The sequence below is a fragment of the Plantactinospora endophytica genome (assembly GCF_016862915.1).
GTDB lineage: Bacteria > Actinomycetota > Actinomycetes > Mycobacteriales > Micromonosporaceae > Plantactinospora > Plantactinospora endophytica.
The window spans coordinates 21,247-43,198 of the sequence record NZ_BONW01000010.1; the positions used below are offsets into that span (position 1 = coordinate 21,247).

Annotated in this window: 23 protein-coding genes; 17 read left to right on the forward strand and 6 right to left on the reverse strand. The window is 72.5% G+C overall.

Features of this window, described 5'->3' with window-relative positions; translation table 11 throughout:
* Positions 1-113 precede the first annotated feature (113 nt).
* Complete coding sequence (locus Pen02_RS11235; RefSeq protein ID WP_203865914.1) at positions 114-1,127, reverse strand: LLM class flavin-dependent oxidoreductase; 1,014 nt, start codon at positions 1,125-1,127, stop codon at positions 114-116.
* Positions 1,128-1,683: 556 nt separating this feature from the next.
* On the opposite strand from Pen02_RS11235, the gene Pen02_RS41720 reads away from it, so the two are divergent.
* From Pen02_RS41720 to Pen02_RS11250, 3 genes are all read left to right on the forward strand, one after another.
* Positions 1,684-2,031, forward strand: coding sequence for an SRPBCC family protein (locus Pen02_RS41720; RefSeq protein ID WP_239140471.1), 348 nt, complete (start codon positions 1,684-1,686; stop codon positions 2,029-2,031).
* Positions 2,028-3,203, forward strand: a complete 1,176-nt coding sequence (locus Pen02_RS11245) for a zinc-dependent alcohol dehydrogenase (protein ID WP_203865915.1) — start codon at positions 2,028-2,030, stop codon at positions 3,201-3,203. Before Pen02_RS41720 ends, Pen02_RS11245 begins: the two co-directional genes overlap by 4 nt.
* 88 nt (positions 3,204-3,291) lie before the next feature.
* A complete protein-coding gene (locus Pen02_RS11250) occupies positions 3,292-4,011 on the forward strand; it encodes a VOC family protein (protein ID WP_203865916.1) in 720 nt (239 codons plus the stop codon).
* 233 nt (positions 4,012-4,244) lie between these two features.
* Here the strand turns inward: Pen02_RS11250 and Pen02_RS11255 are convergent, their stop codons facing one another.
* Positions 4,245-5,714: a M20/M25/M40 family metallo-hydrolase gene (locus tag Pen02_RS11255; RefSeq protein ID WP_203865917.1), complete on the reverse strand. Its 1,470-nt coding sequence runs from the start codon at positions 5,712-5,714 to the stop codon at positions 4,245-4,247.
* Positions 5,715-5,900: 186 nt separating this feature from the next.
* Here Pen02_RS11255 and Pen02_RS11260 point away from each other — a divergent pair, with 186 nt between their 5' ends.
* Positions 5,901-7,199 carry an NAD(P)/FAD-dependent oxidoreductase gene (locus Pen02_RS11260; RefSeq protein ID WP_203865918.1) on the forward strand — a complete coding sequence of 433 codons (1,299 nt, stop codon included), beginning with the start codon at positions 5,901-5,903 and terminating at the stop codon, positions 7,197-7,199.
* 120 nt (positions 7,200-7,319) lie between these two features.
* Here the strand turns inward: Pen02_RS11260 and Pen02_RS11265 are convergent, their stop codons facing one another.
* Positions 7,320-8,339 (reverse strand): DUF2267 domain-containing protein, encoded by a 1,020-nt coding sequence (locus Pen02_RS11265; protein ID WP_203865919.1) that lies wholly within the window; start codon positions 8,337-8,339, stop codon positions 7,320-7,322.
* A 407-nt stretch (positions 8,340-8,746) separates the two neighbouring features.
* Between Pen02_RS11265 and Pen02_RS11270 the strand changes: the two genes are divergently transcribed.
* The gene (locus tag Pen02_RS11270) at positions 8,747-9,058 is read left to right on the forward strand and encodes a hypothetical protein (RefSeq protein ID WP_203865920.1); all 312 of its coding nucleotides are present in this window, start codon (positions 8,747-8,749) and stop codon (positions 9,056-9,058) included.
* A 181-nt stretch (positions 9,059-9,239) separates the two neighbouring features.
* Here Pen02_RS11270 and Pen02_RS11275 read toward each other — a convergent pair whose 3' ends face one another.
* Positions 9,240-10,088, reverse strand: a complete 849-nt coding sequence (locus Pen02_RS11275) for an aldo/keto reductase (protein ID WP_203865921.1) — start codon at positions 10,086-10,088, stop codon at positions 9,240-9,242.
* Between the two features lie 246 nt (positions 10,089-10,334).
* Here Pen02_RS11275 and Pen02_RS11280 point away from each other — a divergent pair, with 246 nt between their 5' ends.
* The 9 genes from Pen02_RS11280 (at position 10,335) to Pen02_RS11320 (ending at position 16,815) form a co-directional block, all read left to right on the forward strand.
* Complete coding sequence (locus Pen02_RS11280; RefSeq protein WP_239140473.1) at positions 10,335-10,700, forward strand: STAS domain-containing protein; 366 nt, start codon at positions 10,335-10,337, stop codon at positions 10,698-10,700.
* Between the two features lie 113 nt (positions 10,701-10,813).
* Positions 10,814-11,260: a response regulator gene (locus Pen02_RS11285; protein ID WP_203865922.1), complete on the forward strand. Its 447-nt coding sequence runs from the start codon at positions 10,814-10,816 to the stop codon at positions 11,258-11,260.
* Between the two features lie 126 nt (positions 11,261-11,386).
* The gene (locus tag Pen02_RS11290) at positions 11,387-11,875 is read left to right on the forward strand and encodes an ATPase (RefSeq protein ID WP_203865923.1); all 489 of its coding nucleotides are present in this window, start codon (positions 11,387-11,389) and stop codon (positions 11,873-11,875) included.
* Positions 11,876-12,070: 195 nt separating this feature from the next.
* Entirely contained in the window at positions 12,071-12,739 is a 669-nt protein-coding gene (locus Pen02_RS11295; protein WP_203865924.1) for a DUF4178 domain-containing protein, read from the forward strand.
* 3 nt (positions 12,740-12,742) lie between these two features.
* A complete protein-coding gene (locus tag Pen02_RS11300) occupies positions 12,743-13,288 on the forward strand; it encodes a DUF2617 family protein (protein ID WP_203865925.1) in 546 nt (181 codons plus the stop codon).
* A complete protein-coding gene (locus Pen02_RS11305) occupies positions 13,285-13,710 on the forward strand; it encodes a DUF4247 domain-containing protein (protein ID WP_203865926.1) in 426 nt (141 codons plus the stop codon). Before Pen02_RS11300 ends, Pen02_RS11305 begins: the two co-directional genes overlap by 4 nt.
* Before the next feature lie 134 nt (positions 13,711-13,844).
* Positions 13,845-14,267: a DUF350 domain-containing protein gene (locus tag Pen02_RS11310; RefSeq protein ID WP_203865927.1), complete on the forward strand. Its 423-nt coding sequence runs from the start codon at positions 13,845-13,847 to the stop codon at positions 14,265-14,267.
* On the forward strand, positions 14,267-15,169 hold the full coding sequence (locus tag Pen02_RS11315) for a hypothetical protein (RefSeq protein ID WP_203865928.1): 903 nt from the start codon (positions 14,267-14,269) through the stop codon (positions 15,167-15,169). The genes Pen02_RS11310 and Pen02_RS11315 overlap by 1 nt, the downstream gene beginning before the upstream one ends.
* On the forward strand, positions 15,166-16,815 hold the full coding sequence (locus Pen02_RS11320; RefSeq protein WP_203865929.1) for a polyamine aminopropyltransferase: 1,650 nt from the start codon (positions 15,166-15,168) through the stop codon (positions 16,813-16,815). The genes Pen02_RS11315 and Pen02_RS11320 overlap by 4 nt, the downstream gene beginning before the upstream one ends.
* Before the next feature lie 15 nt (positions 16,816-16,830).
* Here the strand turns inward: Pen02_RS11320 and Pen02_RS11325 are convergent, their stop codons facing one another.
* Positions 16,831-17,700, reverse strand: coding sequence for a hypothetical protein (locus Pen02_RS11325; protein WP_203865930.1), 870 nt, complete (start codon positions 17,698-17,700; stop codon positions 16,831-16,833).
* 523 nt (positions 17,701-18,223) lie between these two features.
* On the opposite strand from Pen02_RS11325, the gene Pen02_RS11330 reads away from it, so the two are divergent.
* Entirely contained in the window at positions 18,224-19,171 is a 948-nt protein-coding gene (locus tag Pen02_RS11330; RefSeq protein WP_239140476.1) for an endonuclease/exonuclease/phosphatase family protein, read from the forward strand.
* A gap of 209 nt (positions 19,172-19,380) precedes the next feature.
* Here the strand turns inward: Pen02_RS11330 and Pen02_RS11335 are convergent, their stop codons facing one another.
* Positions 19,381-19,803 (reverse strand): OsmC family protein, encoded by a 423-nt coding sequence (locus Pen02_RS11335; RefSeq protein WP_203865932.1) that lies wholly within the window; start codon positions 19,801-19,803, stop codon positions 19,381-19,383.
* Between the two features lie 364 nt (positions 19,804-20,167).
* Between Pen02_RS11335 and kdpF the strand changes: the two genes are divergently transcribed.
* Together kdpF and kdpA are read left to right on the forward strand one after the other, a co-directional pair.
* Positions 20,168-20,257, forward strand: coding sequence for a K(+)-transporting ATPase subunit F (gene kdpF, locus Pen02_RS11340; RefSeq protein ID WP_203865933.1), 90 nt, complete (start codon positions 20,168-20,170; stop codon positions 20,255-20,257).
* Positions 20,258-21,913, forward strand: a complete 1,656-nt coding sequence (gene kdpA / locus Pen02_RS11345; protein WP_203865934.1) for a potassium-transporting ATPase subunit KdpA — start codon at positions 20,258-20,260, stop codon at positions 21,911-21,913.
* Positions 21,914-21,952: the final 39 nt, after the last annotated feature.

Consider the following 21,952-nt stretch of genomic DNA (forward strand, 5'->3'; position numbering starts at 1 on the left):
GCCAGCAGCCGTTCACCGCTCGACCCTGTCCGCTCCGGGCGGGGGACCGGCACACCCGCACCCGCAGACCACGGAGCGGCGGCAAACCGGGAAGAGGATCTTCCTTGTGGTGCCTACGGCTGCCAGCCGAGCGCCGGGCCGAGCCGGGTCGCCATGTCGGTGAGGATCTGCACGTAGTCGTCGTGTCCGAAGGTGAACGGCAGGGCGAACGCCACCTCGTCCACCTCCCGGAACGCGGGGTGCGCGTGGAGCCGCTCGGCGATTTCCTCGGACGTGCCGACGAGGTCCGGCGCGAACATCATCCGGGCCGGCCCCTGCGGTTCAGCGGTACGTGGGGTGCGCTTGGCGGCGTACTCCTGGTATTTCGCGCGCTGTTCGGGGGAGGCGCTGTCGGTAGGGATGACGACGAGTCCCTGGGAGACCCGGGCGTGCTCGCCGTCCGGGTGGTGGGCGCGGAAGGTCCGGATGTGCGAGAGCTGGATCTCGGCGAAGTCCTCGGACTCCTCCGCCTTGACGACACTGCTGGTCAGGAAGTTCATCCCGTGCTCGCCGGCCCACCGCGCGGAGCGCAGGCTTCCGCCGCCGTACCACATCCGCTGGCCGAGGCCCTTGGAGTGCGGCTGGACCCGGTCGGAGTACACCTCGAAGCCCTCGACACCACTGAAATCGCTGGCCGGCTCACCCCGGACGAAGTCCAGCAGCCGGCGTACCCGTTGGTAGCTGAAGTCCTCGACGTCGGCGGTCTCCGGATAGAGCGCCGGCTTCACCCGGTCGTAGTGCATCGGCGGGCCGACGCTGACGCCCGGATTCAACCGGCCACCGGATAGCAGGTCGACCGTCGCCAGGTCCTCGGCCAGACGCAGCGGATTCTCCCAGCCGAGCGGGATGACGGCGGTGCCCAGCTCGATCCGGCTGGTGCGCTGCGACGCCGCCGCCAGCACGGCGACCGGGGACGAGATCCCGTACTGGAGATGGCGGTGCCGTACCCAGGCGCTGTCGAAGCCCAGTCGCTCGCCCAGCTCGATCATCTCCAGCGTCGCCTCGTGGCCCGACCGGGGGTCGGCGCCGTCGAACAGCCCGATGGTGAGGAAGCCCAGCTTCCGCAGGGGTTTCGAGGTCGGCGGCACGGGGTTCTCCCATCCTGCACGGTGTCGTGCGTCGGAGTTCGCGGCGGGCTTGCTGCCGCAAGTCTGCCCCTTGATCAGCGGGCATGTCGCGCCCGTTCGTCTGCCCCTTGATCAGCGGCATGTCGCGCCCGTTCGCAGGACAGCGCACGGATGTCGCAGGACAGCGCACGGAGGAGGTCCAGCTCTCGGCCGAGCTTCGGTGATCATGGCACGAGCCGCCCGACCGGGTGACCGGGGGCGGCTCGGCGGGAGGGGCCCGTGGCGCGACGGGCAGCGTGTCGAGGCTGCCGAACATGATGATCGAGTGTCGGGATCACCTCTGTGTGTTGCGTCCGTTGTGAGAGGGTTTGCCGGATAGGGTGCCCGGTACTCCGGGAGCACCGCGTCAACCAACGACGTCGACGGGGGCCGACAGATGAGGTGGCTGATCGGAGCAACGGCAGTGGCCGCCGGTGGGTTGGTCATCCGGCGGTTGCGCGGCAGATCCGGTCGAGGCGACGGGCAGTGGCCACCGCGGCTGCCCGGCCGGCGGAGGCCACGCTGGCACGTCGCCACGGTGAACCGACCGGCGGAGACGATCGGCGCCGACGGGCGACTGCCCGAGCCGTTGACCGGGCTCGGTGACGCCGTGGAGATCCAGGTGCGGCCGGCGGCCGGCAACCGGGGTACCGAGATCGCTGTACGACTCCGGGACGGCGCCCGACTCCCCGCCTCGGCAGCCGTGCGGCGGGCCGTGGGGCGGGACCCCGACCAGGCGATCCGGGCCGCGCTGCGGGAGGCGAAGCAGCTTCTCGAAACCAGCGAGGTCCTGCATCCGGACGCACCGCCGACCACCGAGTCGACCCCGCTGAACCAACCGCTCCAGGCTGTCACCAGAGACGGGAACCGGGAGGGCCGGCTGTGAAGGCGCTGGTGTGGGAAGGGGCCAACGAGGTCGCCGTCCGGCAGGTGCCGGATCCGCAGATTCGCAACGAGCAGGACGCGATCGTACGGGTGCGCCGCACTGTGACCTGCGGGTCGGACCTGCACCTGCTCGGCGGGTACGTGCCGTTCATGGAGCGCGGGGACGTCCTCGGGCACGAGTTCCTCGGCGAGATCGTCGAGGTTGGCCCGCAGGTACGCAACCACAGGGTCGGCGACCGGGTCGTGGTCTGCTCGTTCATCTCCTGCGGCAAGTGCTGGTACTGCCAGCAACAGCAGTTCTCGTTGTGCGACAACGGAAACACGAACCCGGCGATCACCGAGAACGTGTGGGGTTCCGCGCCCGGAGGCTGCTACGGCTACTCGCACGCACTCGGCGGGTTCGCCGGCAGCCACGCCGAGTACATCCGGATCCCCTACGCCGACCAGGGTGCCTTCACCGTGCCGGAAGGGGTGAGCGACGAGCGGGCGTTGTTCGCCTCCGACTCCGCGCCGACCGGCTGGATGGGCGCGGACCTCGGCGGGGTCAAGCCGGGCGACGTCGTCGCGGTCTGGGGCGCCGGTGCGGTCGGCCAGCTCGCGGCCCGCGCGTCCGTACTGCTCGGCGCCGAGCGGGTGATCGTGATCGACCGGCTCGACAACCGGCTCGAGATGACGCGGCGGCACATCGGCGTCGAGACGCTCAACTACGAACAGGACGACATCGGCGCCGAGCTGCTGGAACGCAGCGGCGGCCGGGGGCCGGACGTCTGCATCGAGGCGGTCGGGATGGAGTCGCACAGCGGCGGCCCGCAACTCTGGTACGACCAGGTCAAGCAGCAGTTGCGGATCGAGACGGACCGCCCGGTGGCCGCCAGGGAGGCGATCTACCACTGCCGCAAGGGCGGCAGCGTCTTCGTGCTGGGTGTCTTCGCCGGCATGGTGGACAAGTTCCCGCTCGGCGCGCTGATGAACAAGGGGCTGACCCTGCGGGGCGCGCAGCAGCACGGGCAGCGGTACATCCCGATGCTGCTGGAGCGGATGGCCCGGGGTGAGCTGGTCACGGAGCATCTTGGCACGCACACCATGCCGCTGGACGAGGCGCCGCGCGGGTACGAGTTGTTCAAGCAGAAACTCGACGGCTGCGTACGGGCCGTCTTCGAGCCAGCCGCCTGAAGCCCGCGGTGCCTGGCACTCCCGTCCGCCGGGCGGTCTGTCGTACCCGTCCGGCAGGATGCGCGGAGACGACACGAGGGAGTGCCCGATGATCGGCAAGCTGGAGATGGTGGTGCTCGACGCGCCCGACATCGTCCGTCTCTCCGAGTTCTACCGGGGCCTGACCGGCTGGGTGGAGTCGGACATCGACGACGACTGGATCACGCTCGACACCCCCGACGGCTGGCAGGTCGCCCTGCAGTCGGCCCCGGACCATCAGCCGCCGAGCTGGCCCGGCCAGGCCCGACCACAGCAGGCGCACCTGGACCTGCGGGTGCCGGACCTCGACGCCGGCCTCGACCTGGCGGTCAAGCTCGGCGGCACCCTGCTGGCCAGGAACGAGACGTGGTACACGGTCGCCGACCCGGCCGGGCACCCGTTCGACCTGTGCCTGAAGGCGGACGACCCGAACACCACCCTGATGGGCGTGATGCTGGACTGCCCGGACGCGAAGCTGCTGAGCGCCTTCTACGCCGAACTGCTCGGCAAGCCGGTGACGTACGAGGCCGACGGCATGGCGATGGTCGGCAACGACGGCGAGCAGCCGGTGCTGTTCCAGCAGGTGGCCGACTACACTCCGCCGCGCTGGCCGGACCCGGCCCACCCCCAGCAGGTGCACCTCGACGTGATCGTCGAGGACTTCGACGTCGCCGAGCCGGCGGTGCTCGCCCTCGGCGCCACCAGGCAGCCCGGCGGGGGACGGACGTTCCGGGTCTACACCGACCCGGCCGACAAGCCGTTCTGCCTGACCCGACCGGGACAGTCGTAGCCCTCCGACCGGTCGCCTCCGCGATGTGCTCCATCACCCCGCCGACGTAGACCCGGCCCCCGCACGCCCCGGGCGGACACGGCGTGCGGGACCGTCGCCCAGTCGGCGGGACACAGCCGCCGTCCGGGCGGCCGTGGTGCGGACCCACCGTCCGGCGTGCCGTGGTGCAGATCCGGTGACCGGACGCCGCAGCCCGGCCCCCGCTCCGGGAGGGCCGGGCCGACACCGGCTGGTCAGCTACCGGGGCGGGGGAACGCCACCGGGCTGCGGTGCCCGGCGGTGTCGACGGCGCGTACCCCGAAGAAGACGTTGTCCTTGGACAGGTCGATGGTGGTCGTGGTGACGTCGCCGACCGGGATCACGTGGGTCCACTCCGGCGCGGTGGTCTCCCGCCAGACGACCTCGTAACCGGCCAGGTCCGGCTCGGTGCCCCGGGTCCAGCGCAGTTGGGTGTCGTTGGTCAGGTTCGTGGTGACGATGGTGACGCCCTTCGGGGTACCCGGGGCCTGGGCCAGGGACCAGAGCGCCGCCGCGTTCACCTTGGCCACCCGGGTGATGTACTCGAAGTCGCAGAACTCCGGCAGGTCGCCGTACTGCTTGCCGTCGACCACCCGGACGTCCTGGTGCTGGTGCGCGAAGTCCTCGTTCGGCTCGGTGAACCGGCCGGCCGGGTAACCCTGTTCCAGGAACGAGATGTGGTCGCTGCCGCGCAGGTAGCGGTCCCGGCGGTAGATCACCCGTACCCGCATCCCGGTGCTGTCGTTGTCGGCGACGTCGCTGACGTACCGGGCGAGTTGCCGGCTCGGCGAGTCGTTCTCGCCGCCGACGGAGCGCCGGGTGTTCCCCTCGGCCGGCGTCTCGGCGGTCGGCACGCCCTCGGCGAAGAGCCGCAGCGTACGCCGGTCCCGGGTGCCGTCGTCGGCGGTCGAACTGCCGACGATGTCGTCGCTGAACATGCCCTGGACGTCCGCGCCGGCCGCCTTGTACTGCCGGGCCATGTACCCCGACCCGTAGAGCCCCTGCTCCTCGCCGGCCACCGCCGCGAAGACGATGGTCGCCTCGCTGCGCCGGGTCGCCATCAGCCGGGCGAGTTCCATCGCCACCGCCACCCCGGAAGCGTCGTCGTCGGCGCCCGGCGAGTCGCTGGTGGCGTCCATGACGTCGGTGCACCGGGAGTCGTAGTGACCGGTGACCACGTAGATCCGGTCCGGCGAGGTCTCGCCGCGCAGCGTGGCGACGACGTTGGTGATCCGGGTCGGCACCGGGATCCGGGACGCCGGCTCCTGGACGTACGACTGGAGTTCCACAGTCATCCGGCCGCCGGACCGGGCGGCGTAGCCCTGCATCTGCTGGTAGATCCAGTCTCGGGCGGCCCCGATCCCGCGGACCGGGTCGTCCTGGCTGGACAGGGTGTGCCGGGTGCCGAACTCGGCGAGCCGGCGGACGATCGCCTCGATCCGGCGCTGGTCGATCTCGCGGAGCAGTTCCCGGAGCTCGCGGTCTGGCGACTGGGGCCGGATCGGTCGGCCGGGACCGGAGGGGCCGCCGGCGGTGGCGGCGGAGGCGGCCGAGGCGCCGGCCAGCGGTGCGGCGGCCGTGGCGGCCGCGGTGACGGTGGCGGCGGAGAGGAACGTACGGCGGCTGGGCTTCGTGGGCCCGTCGCGTCGGGAGTCCGTGGAGTCCGTGGAGTCCTGGGATGTCATGACAGGCATCGTCATCAATGCGAGCTGTGGCTGTCAACGGGCATGATCGTTTTGCCTGCCCGGTTCACCGTCGCCCCGCCCCACCCGGGCTGTGGCCTACCCCCCGGGCCGGTGCTGCGGGCCGGTCGTGACCGGGATACCCCGGCGGTGGGTTTGCCCGGCCGATGCCCGGGAACGGGCGTTCTCATGACGAAACCGCGCGTTGTCATCGTCGGGGCCGGGTTCGCCGGCTACCACGCGGCGAAGAACCTGTCCCGGATCGCCAACGGCCGGGCCGAGATCGTGCTGCTGAACCCGACCGACTTCTTCCTCTACGTCCCGCTGCTGCCCGAGGTGGCGGCCGGGATCCTGGAACCGAGCCGGGTCTCGGTCTCCCTCGCCGGCACCCTGGACGGGGTCCGGGTCGTCATCGGCGAGGCGCGGCACATCGACCTGGCCGCGAAGCGGGTCGACTACACCGGCGCGGAGGGCGACCCCGCACACCTCGACTTCGACCGGCTGATCATCTCGGTCGGCAGCGTCAACAAGCTGCTGCCGATCCCGGGGGTCACCGAGCACGCACACGGGTTCCGGGGGCTGCCCGAGGCGCTCTACCTGCACGACCACGTGGTCTCCCAGATCGAGCTGGCCGAGGCGACCGACGACCCGGCCGAGCGGGACGCCCGGACCACGTTCGTGGTGGTCGGCGCCGGCTACACGGGTACGGAGGTGGCCGCGCACGGCCAGCTCTTCACCGACGCGCTCGCCGCCCAGCACCCCCGGCTCGGCGTACGGCCGCGCTGGATGCTGCTCGACCTCGCCGAACGGGTACTGCCGGAACTCGACCAGCGGATGTCGGACACCGCCCGGCGGGTACTCGACGAGCGGGGCGTCGACGTCCGGATGGGCACCACGGTCAAGGAGGCGACGGCCGACGGGGTGAAGCTCAGCGACGGCGAGTACGTGCCGACCCGGTCACTGATCTGGTGCGTCGGCGTACGCCCCGATCCGCTCGTGGCCGACCTGGGGCTGCCCACCGAGAAGGGACGGCTGGTGGTGGACGAGTTCCTCAACGTCCCCGGCTTCCCCGACGTGTACGCCTGCGGCGACGCCGCCGCCGTACCCGACCTGACCCGGCCGGGGCAGGCGACGGCGATGACCGCCCAGCACGCCCAGCGGCAGGGCAAACTGGCCGCGCACAACGTCGCCGCCTCGTACGGGCAGGGCAAGCGGCGGCCGTACCGCCACCACGACCTCGGGTTCGTGGTCGATCTCGGCGGCACCGACGCCGCCGCGAACCCGGTGCACGTGCCGCTCTCCGGGCTGCCTGCGAAGGCGGTGACCCGGGGGTACCACCTGCTGGCGATGCCGGCGAACCGGGCCCGGGTGAGCGCCGACTGGCTGCTGGACGCGGCGTTCACCCGACAGGCGGTCCAGCTCGGGCTCGTGCCGGCGAACGCCGTACCGCTGGAGAGCGCCTCGCCGGAACTGCCGGTCCGCCGGTAGCGGCGCCGCCGGCCCGCCCGGTGGCGGCGGGTGCCCGGCAGGCCCGGGTCGTGCGGATCGAGGACCGGGGCGCGGTCGCCCTTGTCCGCTACGGAGCCGGCGGGGCCGTCCCGGCGCGGATCAAGGACCGGGGCGCGGTCCCCTCGGCCGCTCCGGAGCCGGCGGAGCCATCCCGGCGCTGACCTCGTTGATGGCGTCGTCGATCTGGTGTGCGAGCGTCACGTCCAGCGCGGTTACCGCGTCCAGCGACCGGGTCCGCACGGTGAGTACGGCGCTCGACGGCGTGTCGCGGCCGACCGTCGGCCCCCGGCCGGTCTCCGGGCGGAGCCGGGCCAGCCGGCCGAGCACCCGGTCGAGGTTTTCCGGTGGCAGCTCGATGGAGCGGGTCAGCCGGCGCCGGTCACCGGACCAGTAGGGCAGGGTCGCCAACGCGTCCCGGAGTTCGTCGTCGGTCAGTGCCGCCGTGGCGCCGGCCGGGTCGACCAGACCGCCGCCGGCCGGCGGCGGCCCGAGCAGGTCCCGCAACTCCGGGGGCAGGTTCAACGAGTCGACCAGTCCGCCGTCCTGCGCGGCGAGCGCGCTCAGCGTCGCCTGCGCCTGGTACCTCGCCTGTTCCGGGCTGCGGTGGGTGAGCCGGGCCACCTCGTCGAGAAAGCCGGCCAGGTCGCGGCGCCGGTTGCCGGCGGCCAGCGACCCGTCGTCGTACAACTGGTTCGGCACGGCGTCGAGCAGCCGCTGCCGGTCGGCGCTGTCCAGGGCCCGGGCCAGCGCGACCACGGTCGCCCCGGCGGCGGCCCGGGCCTGTTCGAAGTCGACGCCGGCCCGGCGCCCGATGTCGGAGACGAGTTCCCGGTACGCGATCACCGCGACCTCGGTGGTGGTCGTGCCGACCAGTTCGTCGGGGACCGGAGCGGGGCGCTCGGCCGGCGCCGGCGGCGGGGTGACCGGGCCGCCCCGCTCGGTGCTCGGCTTGCGGTTGCCGGCTGGTGCGGGTCCGTTGCGGCGACCCCGGTCGAGGCTCTCCAGTTGCTTGTCCGCGCCGAGGGTCGCGCCGACCTCGCTCGGCCGCCGGCCCTGCTGGCGGGCCTGCCGGGCCAGGGTACGGCGCCGCTGGTTGTCGCCCTCCATCTGCTTGCCCATGCCGTCTCCTCGCTGCGCTCGTCGTCGTCACGAGGCCCCCGGCCGTACCGGCAGAGGGCTTACGACCTCGGCTCGCTCCGCGTGTCGCCACCGCCGGCCGGCGTACGCGCCGGTAACCGGTACGCCTGCGGCGCGGTCATTCGCCTTCCCGAGGCGGCATCGGCGAAACACGCCCGGCACATCCGCGCGCCGTGCCGGCTTCCGCCGGGTGTACCGCCTCCCGACCCGCGCCCAGCCCGGCACCGAGCATGGCGCCGAACGCTCCCGCCCCACCGGGGATCCGGGCAGCTCACCCGCTCCGGGTGAGGAGTACTCACCCGTACCGCGCCGATGATCGAACCGGCTCGGCAGACCGCCGTCCCGGCCATCGACCGGGGGAGGCGTACCGCCGGGGGAGGAAGGTCGCCATGAAGAGGATCGTCGAGATCGTCCCCGCCCGACCCGGTTGGTACGCCCGCTGGCGCCTCGCCCCGGACACGACCCGGTGCTATCCGGTGTCGCTCTGGGCGCTGCTGGAGGAAACCGACGAGGGTGGTCGGGAGGTCATCGGGGTGGACGCCGTCGGCCAGTGGCCCGGCTCGGAGGAGAACGAGGCGGGTGGCGAGTTCGTCCGCTACCTGTTCCAGCCGCCGGAGAGCGGCGCGCCCGAGGATGCCGCCCAGCCGGACGAACTGGGCGTCGAGCCGACCCGCCAGCCGGCCCGACTCAAGGCGGTCTGACGATCGGGCGGTCGCGGCCCTGGCCGTGCCCGGTCGGCGTCCTCCGGGGCGGCGTTCTCGTCGGCCCGGGAACCGGCTGCAGCGCGGGTCGGGTGGTTCGAGGACGAGGGTGGCCGGGGATCTGCCAGCTCAGCACTGCTGAACCGACACACCGCTGAACCGACACCACGCACCCGCACGTTCAGAGCAGTTCCAGCGGTCGTGGACCGTCGGGTGCCGGGAAGGCCCGGTCGAGTTCGGCGAGGTCCTCCTCGGTCAGCGTCAGGTCGACCGCCGCGCGGTTCTCCCGGACGTGCTCCGGGGTGCTGGCCTTGGTCACCGTGCACACCCCGTCCCGACCGAGCAGCCAGGCCAGTCCCACCTGCCCCGGCGTCGCACCGTGCCGCCGCGCGACGCGGGCCAGGGCCGGGTGGTCGAGCATCCGGCCCCGCTCCAGCGGCGAGTACGCCATCACCGGCAGGCCGGCGGCGCGGCAGCGGGGGAGGAGGTCCCACTCGATGCCCCGCCGTACGAGGTTGTAGGGGATCTGGTCCGTCTCGACCGCCGTACCGCCGGGGATGCCGGCCAGTTCGACCACCTCCGGTACGTCGAAGTTGCTCACCCCCCAGTGCCGGATCAGTCCCTGGGTCATCAGGCTGGTGAACGCCTCGACCGTCTCCGGCAGCGGTGCGTCGCCCCGCTGGTGCAGGAGGTACAGGTCGATCCGGTCGGTGCCGAGCCGCTCCAGGCTGCGGGCGCAGGCGTCGGCGGTGCCGGTGACGTCCGCGTGCTCCGAAGAGACCTTGCTGACCAGGAAGATCTCCTCGCGCCGGTCGCCCAGCGCCTCCCGGACCAGTTCCTCGGCACCGCCGTCGGCGTATACCTCGGCGGTGTCGACCAGGGTGAGTCCGGCGTCCACCCCGGCGCGGAGGGCGGCGATCTCGTCGTCCCGCCGTCGTGGGTCCTCCGCCATGCCCCAGGTGCCCTGGCCGAGCGCGGGAATCGCCTCGCCGGACGGAAGTGTGACCGTGGGGACGTGCCGCTCGGTCATGCCGGTGCTCCTTCCTGGCCGGGCCGTGTTTGACTGCCCGCCGCTGGGGCGCCTTCCCCCGGCCCTCTCCGACAAACCGGCCTCGCTGCTCGTGCCGGCAATGAGGTACGGGCGCCGCTGCTGGTGCCGGCGTCGACGGACAGCCCTCGGTCCTCGTCCGGGCCGATCCGGAGACGGCCGGGTCGTACCGGGCCTCGATGTCGATCTAGTTGGTGCGTATACTTGCCTGACTGCAAGTATTGGCTGGTGGAGCGGACGGAGGCAGGTGTGGTTTTCTCCGTCAGGTATGTGGTGCATCCCAAGATCGTGCGCCTACACCTGGCCGGCGAACTGGACGTCACCACCGCGCCGGAACTCAGTGCCCAGATCGACGCGTTGCTCGACGCGGGGCACCGGCGTCTGCTCGTCGACCTCGCGGAGCTGGCCTTCTGTGACTCCAGCGGGCTGGCGGCGTTCGTCCGGGGCGACGACCGGGCGGGCTCGCTGGGCGGCTGGCTCCGACTGACCGGTGCGACGGGGCGGGTCGCCCGGGTTCTGGCGATCAGCGGCCTGGATGAATTGTTCCGCTATGACCAGGAGAGGCACGACCCGGCCCCGTTGGCCGATCGTTGATCGGCTAGAGTTCCCACGCCGCGTCGATGGTCGACAGCTTGCCTTAGCCCGCATCATTGGCTGGTGACGCGGGTGGCCGCCGTACCATCCCATCGACCAGAGGCAGGTATGCCGTGGACGCGACCGAGCCGGCCCCCGTACGCATCCTGGTCGTCGACGACGACCCCGGTGACGTCCTGATGATCGAGGAGGCGCTGGCCACCTCGGGCGTGCCGAAGTCGATCGACGTGGTCGGCGACGGCGAGGAGGCGATGGAGTTCCTGCACCGGGAGGGACGGCACCGCGAGGCTCCCCGGCCGGACATGATCCTGCTCGACCTCAACATGCCCCGGATGGACGGCCGGCAGGTGCTCGACAAGGTCAAGAGCGACGAGGAGTTGCGTACCATCCCCATCGTCGTACTGACCACGTCCAACGCGGACACCGACATCCTCGGCAGCTACCGACTGCGGGCCAACGCGTACGTCACCAAGCCGATCGACCTCGACGACTTCAACGACGTGATCCGGCGGATCGACGAGTTCTTCGGTCAGATCGTGGTGTTGCCGAAGCGGCGCTGAGCGAGCCGCATGTCGGATGCGGGAAGGCCGCCCGAATACTGAACAATTTTCCCGATTCGCCCCGGTGGCGCTGCCGACTGAGCAGGATCTCAGGTGGTAAGTACACCGGCTGCCTGGGGGCGAAGCATGGAATTCTCCGTCGTGGAAATCGGCTACGACCAGTACCAGGTCGACCGTTGCCTGGACGATCTGGGCGAGCGGCTGGCCCGGTTGGCGGTGCGGACGGACGCCGCCGCGCGAACCAATCCCGAACTGGCCCGGCTGCGGGCCGAGATCGCCCGGCTGGGCGAGTTGCTGACGGCACGGCCGGTTCCCGACGGCCCGTCCGGGCAGGCCCGGCAGGTCCTGCTGACCGCCGAACGGGAGGCGGCCGAGATCCTGGCCCGGGCCCGGGCCGACCTCGCGGCGGCCCGCGAGGAGGCCCGCCGGGTACGGGACCAGGTCTACGCCGAGGCGGTGCAGGCCCGACGGGACCTCGAGGCGGCGTTGCGGGCTCGACAGGTCCGCGCCGAACGGGCGGACGAGATCCTGCGTGGCGTCGGCGCCGGAGAACTGCGGATGGCCGTGGACCGGGTGGAGACCGCGACCGACGCCGTCACCGCTCCGGCCTCCTGACCGGGCGCCCGCCCGCCGGCACCGCTCCGGCGCACAGCTCTCGGCTTGGGGCGACACCGGCCACCCGGCGGCGTGGGGCAGCCGTCCGGACGGTGCTCACCCGGCCCGCCGGCTCCACTTCCGATCATGCGCTGTCGCGACGTGCGCGTGCTTGTTACCGTCGGCGCCCAAGCGGGATCGGAAGGAGTACGGGCGTTGAACGGGGCGACGGCGTACCTGGTGGCGGCGGCGGGTTGTCTGATAGCGGTGGCGGGTGTGGTGGTGGCGGTGCTCGCGCTGCGGGCCGGGCGGCGGCGGACCGCCCGGGCGCCCGGAGCACCGGTACGCGACCCGTTCCGGAGCACCGACGACGACGCCGACGCGCTGCGGGGCGATCCACGCACCCTCAAGCCCGGCGACCTGGTGGAGATCCGGCACACCTCGTACGGAGTCCGGGGCACGCTCCGGTTCAGCGAGGGCGCCTGGGGCTGGACGGAGCACCTGCTCGACGACGCGCACGGCACCAGGCTCTGGCTCTCCGTCGAGGAGGACCCCGACCTGGAGCTGGTGCTCTGGACGGCGGTGCCGGAGACCGACGTCGCGCCGGGGCCGGTCGAGCTGGACTTCGGCGGCCGGCGGTACCGGCGGGACGAGTCGGGGCAGGCCAGGTTCACCGCGACCGGCAGCACCGGACTCGACCCGACCGGCACGGTCCGCTACTACGACTACGTGTCGGCCGACGGTTCCCCGCTCAGCTTCGAGGCGTACGGCGACAGCGAGCGCTGGGAGGTCGGTACGGGCGAGCGGCTGCACCGTGCCGAGGTGCTGATCTATCCACAGGCGACGGACGGGGCCGACGACCAGGCGACGGGGCGGGTCGGCTGAGCGATGCTGGTCACCCTGGACACCCCGTACGAGGACACCACCGCCGCCGAGCTGAGTCTCGCGCTCGACACGCCCGAACAGCCCGCGCTGCACCTGCTCGACCTGGGCCGGCTGGACGACCTGGGCCAGCCCGGTACGCGGCTCCAACTCCGGCTGCTCGGCGCCTCCCATCAGGTGGTGCTCGACCGCCCCGCCGGCGGCCTGATCGAGACGGTCGCCTGCCTGCCCGGTCGGCGGCCCGAACTGCCGGCCACGCTGGCCGACCCGGGCACCGGTTACCGGTTCACGGCCCGGGTGCTGCGGTTGACCGGGGCACAGATGTCGGCCCGGACGGCCCGGCTGCGGCGAGAGCTTGCCGACGACCCGTACGCCCTGGTCGGGGTCTTCCCCGGCGGCCCGGACGCGATCACCGCGCTGCGGCTGGTGCACGGTGCCGGCGGGAGCGGGGCCGGGGGTGGCGGGGACGGCGAGATCGGCTGGCACACCTGGCACGCGTACCCGCAGAGCGGCGAACTGGTCGAGACGGAAACGGTGGTGACGGCGGTATGAAGTACCGTGGCTGGTTCGTGGTCGGCGGCGCGTTCGCGCTGGTGGGCGCCCTGCTCGCCGTCTTCGCCATCTTCCACGGCAACTTCTCGCCGCGCGGCTACGTACAGGACCGGTACGCCCGGTCGGCGGCCCAGGACATCGGCGGGGACGCGACCGCGTACCGGTCGGACAAGGCGCCGAGCGCCGTCGCCGACGAACTCACCAACGCCTGGCAGCCGGCCGACCGGTACGTCGACGCCAGCGGCGTCTATCTGCGCTACGACGAGGACTCGGTGGTGATCCTGCCGCTGGCCGGCGGTTCGCTGATCCTGCTCGAACGCGTGGTCACCGCCTATCCACGCTATTCCAGCACGGTCGGCAACGCCTGGGGCTGGGGGCGCGGCAGCACGGTCCGCGGCGGCGGCCCCGGCGCCGGCAAGTAACACCCGCACCCAGCCTCCGGCCCCGCACCGGCAAGCTACTCCGCCCAGCCCCGAACCTGCTTCGCCCACCCCCTGACGTCTCCGCGCATTCCCGGACGCACCCCCGATCCCCTCATCCCCCGGAGCCTGATGTGTTGACCACCCTCGCCACCGACCTGCTGGCCACCCTCGCCTACGGGGTGGTCGGGCTCGTGCTGATGGCCGTCGGCTACCTGCTGGTCGACATGGCCACCCCCGGCCGGCTGCACGAGCTGATCTGGGTCGACCGCAACCGCAACGCCGCACTGCTGCTCTCCTCGAACCTGGCCGGCGTGGGCATCATCGTGACCACCGCGATCGTGGTCAGCCACGACGACTTCGTCGAGGGGATCGTGAGCTGTGCCGCGTACGGGCTGCTGGGGCTGATCATCATGGCCGGGGCGTTCCTGCTGCTCGACCTGGCCACCCCGGGACAGCTCGGCGAGATCCTGGTCGACCCGGAGCCGCACCCGGCGGTCTGGGTGTCGGCCGTGGTGCATCTGGCCACGGGTGCCGTGATCGCGGCGGCGATCAGTTGATGGCCGTCGGCGGAAACGGGAGCAGCGGCCAGCGCGGGAACGGGAGCAGCACGCAGCGCGGGAACGGAGGCCGCGCGCAGCGCGGGAACGCGCCCCGGGCCGCCGCCGAGCGGGCGACGGCGGCCAAGGGTACCGCCAGGCGACTCAAGATCATCCTGGGTGTCGTGCTGAGCCTGGTCTTCGCGGGGTTCATCGTCTTCGGGGCACTGATGCCCGACGACGAGAGCACCCTGGTGCCGCCGCCCACACCCGCCGAGCGGACCGACACCGTCACGCTGCTCCAGCGGGCGCACTCCACCCAGCAGGTCTGCTACGGCTGGCGGCTGCGTACCGGCGGAGCGGCCTTCGACACCACACCGGTCAGCGTCGGCTCCAACCTCGGCGACAGCGTCGCGGTGGACAGCGATCCGGCCCGCTGCCCCCGGTGGGTGGAGGTCGACGCGGTGGTCTGGTACACCTCGGCGAGCAGCGAGTCGAGCGACAGCGCCTCCTACCGGGTCAGCAGCTCTCCCGACCTGGCCCAGATCGACTTCGACCGGGGACTGGCCCGGCTCGGCGTAGACGCCGACCAGTTCGTCGACGATCCCGGCTGGGCGGTCTGCCAGGCGGCGGTGCTGCTGCCGCTGCTGGTCTCGGAGACCGGTGCCGGCTCGGCGACCCGGGCACCGGTCGCGCCGGCCGCCGGGGCGGCACCGCCGGAGCTGCCCGATCCCGGGAACGACTTCTGGCGCAACCGCTGGCCCCTCCTGCTCGGCGCCGTCGGCGTCCTGCTGCTCACTGTCCTCTTCCTGGCGATCGGCAGGTACGAGCGGCGGCACCAGCGGCCCGAACCGGTCGGGTCCGGCACCGGGCCGACCGGGGACGCGGTCGGCGTACCCGAGAAGGGCGGTCGCAGCCGGTGACCGTCACCTCCGCCGACCGGACGGCACCCGACGGTTCGCCCGCCGCCGGACCGCCGGACGCGGCCGGGCCCGGTCCGGCGTCGGCCGCGCCGGCCGGCGGCCCGCGACGGCGCGCGGCCCGAGCCGCTGTGCTCGGCGCGGTCTTCGTCTGCGCCGCCTGCGGACTGGTCTACGAGCTGGCCCTGGTGGCGCTGGGCAGCTACCTGATCGGGGACACCGTCGGTCAGGCGTCGATCGTGCTCGGCGTGATGGTCTTCGCGATGGGCATCGGCGCGCTGGTCGCCAAGCCGTTCCAGCACCGGGCCGCTGCCGCGTTCGCGGTCGTCGAACTCGCCCTCGCCCTGTTCGGCGGGCTCTCGGTGCTCGGGCTCTACGCCGCCTTCGCCTGGCTCGACCTCTACGCCCCGGCCCTGGTCGCCACCGCACTGCTGCTCGGCCTGCTGATCGGGGCGGAGATCCCGCTGCTGATGGTGCTGCTGCAACGGATCCGGGCGCAGTCCGCCGGCAGCGCGGTGGCCGACCTGTTCGCCGCCGACTACGTCGGGGCACTGCTCGGCGGTCTCGCCTTCCCGTTCCTGCTGATGCCGTTCTTCGGCCAGCTCCGCGGGGTACTGGTGGTCGGGGTGGTGAACGCGCTGGCCGGGTTGGCGCTGGTCGGCACCGTGTTCCGGCGCGAGCTGACCGCCCGGGTCCGACTCGCGCTGACCGCCGGCACCGTGGTGGTCGGGCTCGTCCTCGGGTACGCCTACCTCACCGCCGCCGACTTCGAGGTGACCGCCCGCCAGCAGCTCTTCCGGGACCCGGTGGTGCACGCCGAGCGCAGCCGGTACCAGGAGATCGTGCTGACCCGGTCGGTGCCGCTGGTCTCGCAGGGCGTCACCGACCTGCGGCTCTACCTCAACGGGGACCTCCAGTTCAGCTCGGTCGACGAGTACCGCTACCACGAGGCGCTGGTGCATCCGGTGCTGCACGGCACCCGGGGCTCCGTACTGGTGCTCGGCGGCGGCGACGGACTGGCCGTACGGGAACTGCTGCGCTATCCCGACGTCGACTCGGTGACCGTGGTGGAACTGGACCCGGCGGTGGTCCGGCTGGCCCGGACCGAGCCGCAACTGCGGGCACTGAACGGGAACGCCTTCGCCGACCCCCGGGTCCGGCTGGTCAACACCGACGCCTTCGGCTGGCTGCGCGACCGGCCGGGCCGGTTCGACGCGGTGGTGGTGGACCTGCCGGACCCGGACGAGACGGCGACGGCAAAGCTCTACTCGGTGGAGTTCTACTCGCTGCTCCGGGCGGTGGTCGCCGACCGGGGGCGGGTGGTGGTGCAGGCCGGCTCGCCGTACTTCGCGCCCCGCTCGTACTGGTGCGTCGACGCGTCGCTGCGGTCGGCCGGGTTCACGACCGTGCCGTACCACGTCGACGTGCCGTCCTTCGGCGACTGGGGTTTCCTGCTCGCCGCCCCCGGACCGGCCGCGCCGGAGCTGGGCCTGCCGGCCGACGTACCGGCGCTGCGTTACCTGGACGCCGGCACGCTTCGGGCGGCCACGAACTTCCCGCCGGACCGGCACCGGCTGGACCTGCCCCCGTCGACGCTGCTGCACCCCCGGGTACTGGAGTACGCCCGCGCCGAGTGGCGCCGCTACTGAGCCGGCGACCCGAACTCAGACCAGCGCGCCGACCACGGTGGTGGCCCGATCCTCGTGCTGCGCGTACGCGTCGGGGAACGCCGAGATCTGCACCGCCTGGGCGGCGCCGGTGATGCTCATGTCCTGCCAGCCGGGGATCTGGAGCAGGGCGGCGTAGAACTGCTCGGCCGCGTACGCCGGGCGCATCAGGTCCGCGACGGTGCCCCAGCCGGAGCTGGGCCGCTGCTGGAACAGCCCGACCGAGTCGTGGTCGTAGCCGACACCCTGGTTGGGGTAGTCGAGCGATTCCGGCAGCACCCCGCTGGCCAGGTTGTAGAGGTTGCTCTCCTGCATCGCGGTGGCGATCGCCACCACCAGTCCCCGGCGCGGGATGTCCATCTTGAGCCCGACCTGGACGATGGTGTGCGCGTTGTCCATCTGCGCCTGAGTGAGCCCGGCGACCGGGACCGGCCGGGTCGGCTTCTTCTTCACCTTGGCGACCTTGGTGCGGGCCACGGTCGGTCGGGTGGTCGGCGTGGCGGTGGGGGTGGCGCTCGGGGTCGGGGGCGGGGTCGTCGGTGCCGGGGCACGCTCGGTGGCCCGGGACGCCGGCTGGCGTTCGGCGCTGGCGGCGCGCTCGGCGATCAGGTTGGTCGGTGCCGGATCGGTCGGCGTGGTCGCCGCCCGGGAGTCGGCGAAGACCACCGCGCCGAGGCAGCACGCCACGGCGGCGACCGAACCGACCCGGACCGGGCCCGACGAGAGCAGCGCGCGGGTCCGGCGTAGCCGGCGCGGGGCCGCGGCCCGGTGACGCCCGGTTACCTGGTCGGTGGAGTCGCTATCGACCGAACGGTCAGCCTGCGCTCCGGTGTCCTGTCCTGGATCAGCTTGTTCCCTGTGATGCACCCGCCGAGGTTAGGTAACGGGGAGCTGAATGGGGCGGGTCGGATGGGTGGCCTGCGCCACACTTTTGCCTGGTCAACCGGGCAGTCGTCGGCACCGGCGGGCGACCGGACCAGGACCGGACAGATGAGGCATGTCCGTCTTGTCGCTTGGGGTGGGTCGGCCGGGGACGGTTGGCGGTCCACTCCGGCATCGGCGCCGAAGATCACCCGACTCCGTCGTTCGGTCCAGCGCCGACGGCCCGGTCGGACCCGTCCGGACCTGGTCCGAACGGTCGCGTCGCCCGGCTCGGCCGTCGCCGACCGACCTTGGCCGCCGGTGTTCCCGCAGGCCGGTGTTCCCGCAGGCCGGTGGTCCCTGGCGGCCGGGGTTCCCGGGGTTGGGTGGTCCCGTGTGGCCCGGTGTTCCTGTGCCGGACCGGCGTGTCTGCCGACCGGTGTGCCTGGGGCGTCGGTGCTCTCGTGCGGCCGGGCGCCGTTGGTCGTCGGCGGGTCCGGCCCGGATCGGCTCCGTTACGATGCTCTCGGTGGCGGACAGCAAGATCAACCCGGCGGACGGCGGGCCGGCGGGGCGGGGGCGTCGCCGCGGCACGCTGATCCTGGTCGCGGCTGCCCTGCTGACCGCACTGATGGCCGGCCACCGGCTGATCCCCAACGTGCGGGGCCTCGGCAGCCTGGTGGACAGCGGCGCTCCCTTCCTCGGGCTCGGCGTTCCGCTGCTGGTGCTGGCCGCCGCGCTACGTCGGTCCCGGATCGCACTCGCCGGGGCGCTGGTGCCGGCCGTCCTCTGGGCGGTGCTGTTCGGCACCGCCTGGCTGCCCGCCGGTGGTGGCGGATCGGCGCAGCTGCGGGTGGCCAGCCAGAACCTGCGGGCCGGCAACCCTGACCCGGCGGGCACGGTGACCCGGCTGGCCGACACCGAGGCCGATCTGATCGGGTTGCAGGAGGTCTCCGGCGACACCCGGGCGCCGGTGGCGGGCGCGCTGGCCGAGCGGTACCCGCACCGGGCGGGCGTCTCCACGGTCGCGCTCTGGAGCAGGTTCCCGATCCGGGAGGAGCAGGGCGTGGACACCGGGCTGGCCTGGACCCGGGCCCTCCGGGCCGTGGTGGCCGCCCCCGGTGGGGACGTGGTGGTCTACGTCGTCCATCTCGGCTCGGCCCGGGCCGGGGACACCGGCACCCGGGACCGCACCGTGGCCGCGCTCGCCGGCCAGATCCGGCAGGACCCGGCCGAGCGGCTGATCGTGCTCGGCGACCTCAACACCGCCACCACGGACCGGATGATCGAACCCCTGACCGAGCTGCTGCACGACGCCCAGGCGGACGCCGGTCGAGGGCCGGGCTTCACCTGGCCGGCCGCGCTTCCGCTGACTCGACCCGACCACGTGCTCTACCGAGGGCTCACCGTGGCGTACGCCGGGGTGGTCCGGACCCCGGCCAGCGACCACCGGGCGGTGACCGCCGGCTTCCGGTAGTCCCCGCCCGGCGACCCCGCTTGGTCAGAAATAGGCTTCGCAGGAAGCGGCGATTCTCCGGCGCGGCCCGTTCCGCGGTCGTCCGGCAGCGGTTCGGGCAACCGGCCGGGCTCGGCGCCCGTGAAGCGCGGCCCCGGTGACGGCTCGGTGCCGGCGGTGTTCAGCGTCCGCGAGGGGCGGCCGGGCTGACGGTGTGGTGCCGGTCGGGCTCAGCGCCCGCGTGGCTCGGCCGGGCTGACGGTGAGGGTGTGCCGGCCGCCGTCGCTGGAGAACGGCCAGAGCCGGTCGGCGTACCGGGCCAGGTCGGTGAGCTGGTCCCGGTTCAGGCCCACCGAGGCGATGCTGGCCCGTACCTCGGCCCGGTAGAGCCCGTCCGCGTCCCTGGCCAGCCGGGCCCGGGCCCGTACCTGCACGGTGTGCGCCTCGTCGGTGATCCCGGTCGCCGCCTCCACCGCCGCGTGGTGCAGGCAGGAGGCGAACGCCGCCGCGAGCAGTTGCTCGGGGGCGAGCCCGGTGCAGTGCGGCGCCAACGGCGAGGCCAGGGTGGTGGAGAGTTCGCCGTCGTCGGTACGCAGCCGACCTCCCTCGGCCGTCGCGGTGGCCTCGTGCACCCAGGCGTCCGATTCCGGCATCCCGCACCCCCCGTGTGGCTCCCTGGCCGGGCTACCCGGCACGGTCGCCGGGAAACCAGCGGCCCGACCGCCCCACGCGGAGCAGCCCGACCGCCCCGCAGGGAGCAGCCCGACACCTTCGTCGGGAGCAGCCCGGCCGCTCCGATCGTCAAGATCACGTCAAGAAGAGGACCGGCGGCGTAGCCGGACCGTCAGAACCGGCCACCTTGCCCCCGCCTGCGCGTTTACATGGCTCGGGCGGCCGAGAACGGTCGCCTGGACGTGCGTGCTGGAGAGGACGTTCGGTGATCGACGTCGTGTTCGTGCTGCTGACGCTGGGGCTCTTCGCGGCCCTGGCCCTTCTCGCCCGGGCGGTGGAGCGGCTGTGAGCGCAGTCAACCTTCTCGGCCTGGTGCTCTCGGCCGGGCTGGCCGTCTTCCTGTTGTTCGCCCTCCTGTTCCCGGAGCGTTTCTAGATGAGTACGACGACCGCGGGGATTCTCTTCCTCGCCTCGCTCGCCGTGGTGCTGGTGGCGGTCTACAAGCCCTTCGGCGACTACCTGTACCGGGTGGTCTCCGGTACCCGGCACTCCCGGGTGGAGCGGGGCATCTACCGACTGATCGGCGTCGACGCGAAGGCCGAGCAGTCCTGGGGCACGTACGCGCGCGGCGTACTGGCGTTCTCCCTGCTCTCCCTGCTGTTCCTGTACGCCTTCCTGCGCGTGCAGGACAAGCTGTGGCTCTCGCTGGGCTTCGATCCGGTGACCGACCACGTCGCCTGGAACACCGCCGTCAGCTTCGTGACGAACACGAACTGGCAGGCCTACTCGGGTGAGTCGACCATGGGGCACCTGGTGCAGATGGCCGGGCTGGCCGTACAGAACTTCGTCTCCGCCTCGGTCGGCGTCGCGGTGGCGGTGGCACTGGTCCGGGGCTTCGCCCGGAGCCGGACCGACCAACTCGGCAACTTCTGGGTCGACCTGGTCCGGATCACCCTGCGGGTCCTGCTGCCGATCGCGGTACTCGGCACGATCGTGCTGATGGTCGGCGGGGTGGTGCAGAACCTCTCCGGCGGCACCGACGTGACCACGATCGCCGGCGGCGGCCAGACCGTCACCGGCGGCCCGGTCGCCTCGCAAGAGGTGATCAAGGAGCTGGGCACCAACGGCGGAGGCTTCTACAACGCCAACAGCGCGCACCCGTTCGAGAACCCGGCCACCTGGACCAACTGGTTCGAGCTGTTCCTGATCCTGCTGATCCCGTTCAGCCTGCCCCGGGTCTTCGGCCGGATGGTCGGGCAGAACCGGCAGGGCTACGCGATCGTCGCGGTGATGACGATCCTGGCGGTCGTCAGCATCACCCTGACCAACGTCTTCGAGCTGACCGGCGACGGTACGGTGCCGCAGGCGGTCGGGGCGGCGATGGAGGGCAAGGAGGCCCGGTTCGGGGTCTCCAACTCGGCCTCCTTCGCCGCGATCACCACGCTCACCTCGACCGGTGCGGTGAACTCGTTCCACGACTCGTTCACCCCGCTGGGCGGGATGATGCCGTTGGTCAACATGATGCTCGGCGAGGTCGCGCCGGGCGGTGTCGGCGCCGGCCTGTACGGCATGCTGATCCTCGCGGTGATCACGGTCTTCGTGGCCGGCCTGATGGTGGGGCGCACCCCGGAGTACGTCGGCAAGAAGATCGGTGCCCGGGAGATCAAGTTCGCCTCGCTGTACTTCCTGATCACGCCGATGCTGGTGCTGATCGGCACGGCGGCGGCCTTCGCCACCGGCAACAACGCCACCGCCCTGAACGTCGGTCCGCACGGCCTCTCCGAGGTGCTGTACGCCTTCACCTCGGCGAGCAACAACAACGGCTCGGCGTTCGCCGGCATCACGGTCAACACGCCGTGGTGGGACACCGCGCTCGGGCTCTGCATGCTGCTCGGCCGGTTCCTGCCGATCATCTTCGTGCTCGGCCTGGCCGGCTCGCTGGCCCGACAGAAGCCGGTACCCGCCTCGGACGGCACGCTGCCGACGCACCGGCCGCTCTTCGTCGGGATGCTGGCCGGCGTGACGGTGGTGCTGGTGGCGCTGACCTTTCTGCCGGCGCTGGCGCTCGGCCCGCTGGCCGAAGGGTTGTGAGCCCGATGGAAGTCCTGAATGACCCGGTGGGAGTCCCGA

Bases quoted from the DNA above. Each gene is read 5' to 3' on its own strand.
- Pen02_RS11250 (WP_203865916.1), top strand. From the start codon at position 3,292: ATGATCGGCAAGCTGGAGATGGTGGTGCTCGACGCGCCCGACATCGTC.
- Pen02_RS11255 (WP_203865917.1), bottom strand. From the start codon at position 5,714: ATGACATCCCAGGACTCCACGGACTCCACGGACTCCCGACGCGACGGG.
- Pen02_RS11260 (WP_203865918.1), top strand. From the start codon at position 5,901: ATGACGAAACCGCGCGTTGTCATCGTCGGGGCCGGGTTCGCCGGCTAC.
- Pen02_RS11265 (WP_203865919.1), bottom strand. From the start codon at position 8,339: ATGGGCAAGCAGATGGAGGGCGACAACCAGCGGCGCCGTACCCTGGCC.
- Pen02_RS11270 (WP_203865920.1), top strand. From the start codon at position 8,747: ATGAAGAGGATCGTCGAGATCGTCCCCGCCCGACCCGGTTGGTACGCC.
- Pen02_RS11275 (WP_203865921.1), bottom strand. From the start codon at position 10,088: ATGACCGAGCGGCACGTCCCCACGGTCACACTTCCGTCCGGCGAGGCG.
- Pen02_RS11290 (WP_203865923.1), top strand. From the start codon at position 11,387: ATGGAATTCTCCGTCGTGGAAATCGGCTACGACCAGTACCAGGTCGAC.
- Pen02_RS11300 (WP_203865925.1), top strand. From the start codon at position 12,743: ATGCTGGTCACCCTGGACACCCCGTACGAGGACACCACCGCCGCCGAG.
- Pen02_RS11305 (WP_203865926.1), top strand. From the start codon at position 13,285: ATGAAGTACCGTGGCTGGTTCGTGGTCGGCGGCGCGTTCGCGCTGGTG.
- Pen02_RS11315 (WP_203865928.1), top strand. From the start codon at position 14,267: ATGGCCGTCGGCGGAAACGGGAGCAGCGGCCAGCGCGGGAACGGGAGC.
- Pen02_RS11335 (WP_203865932.1), bottom strand. From the start codon at position 19,803: ATGCCGGAATCGGACGCCTGGGTGCACGAGGCCACCGCGACGGCCGAG.
- kdpA (WP_203865934.1), top strand. From the start codon at position 20,258: ATGAGTACGACGACCGCGGGGATTCTCTTCCTCGCCTCGCTCGCCGTG.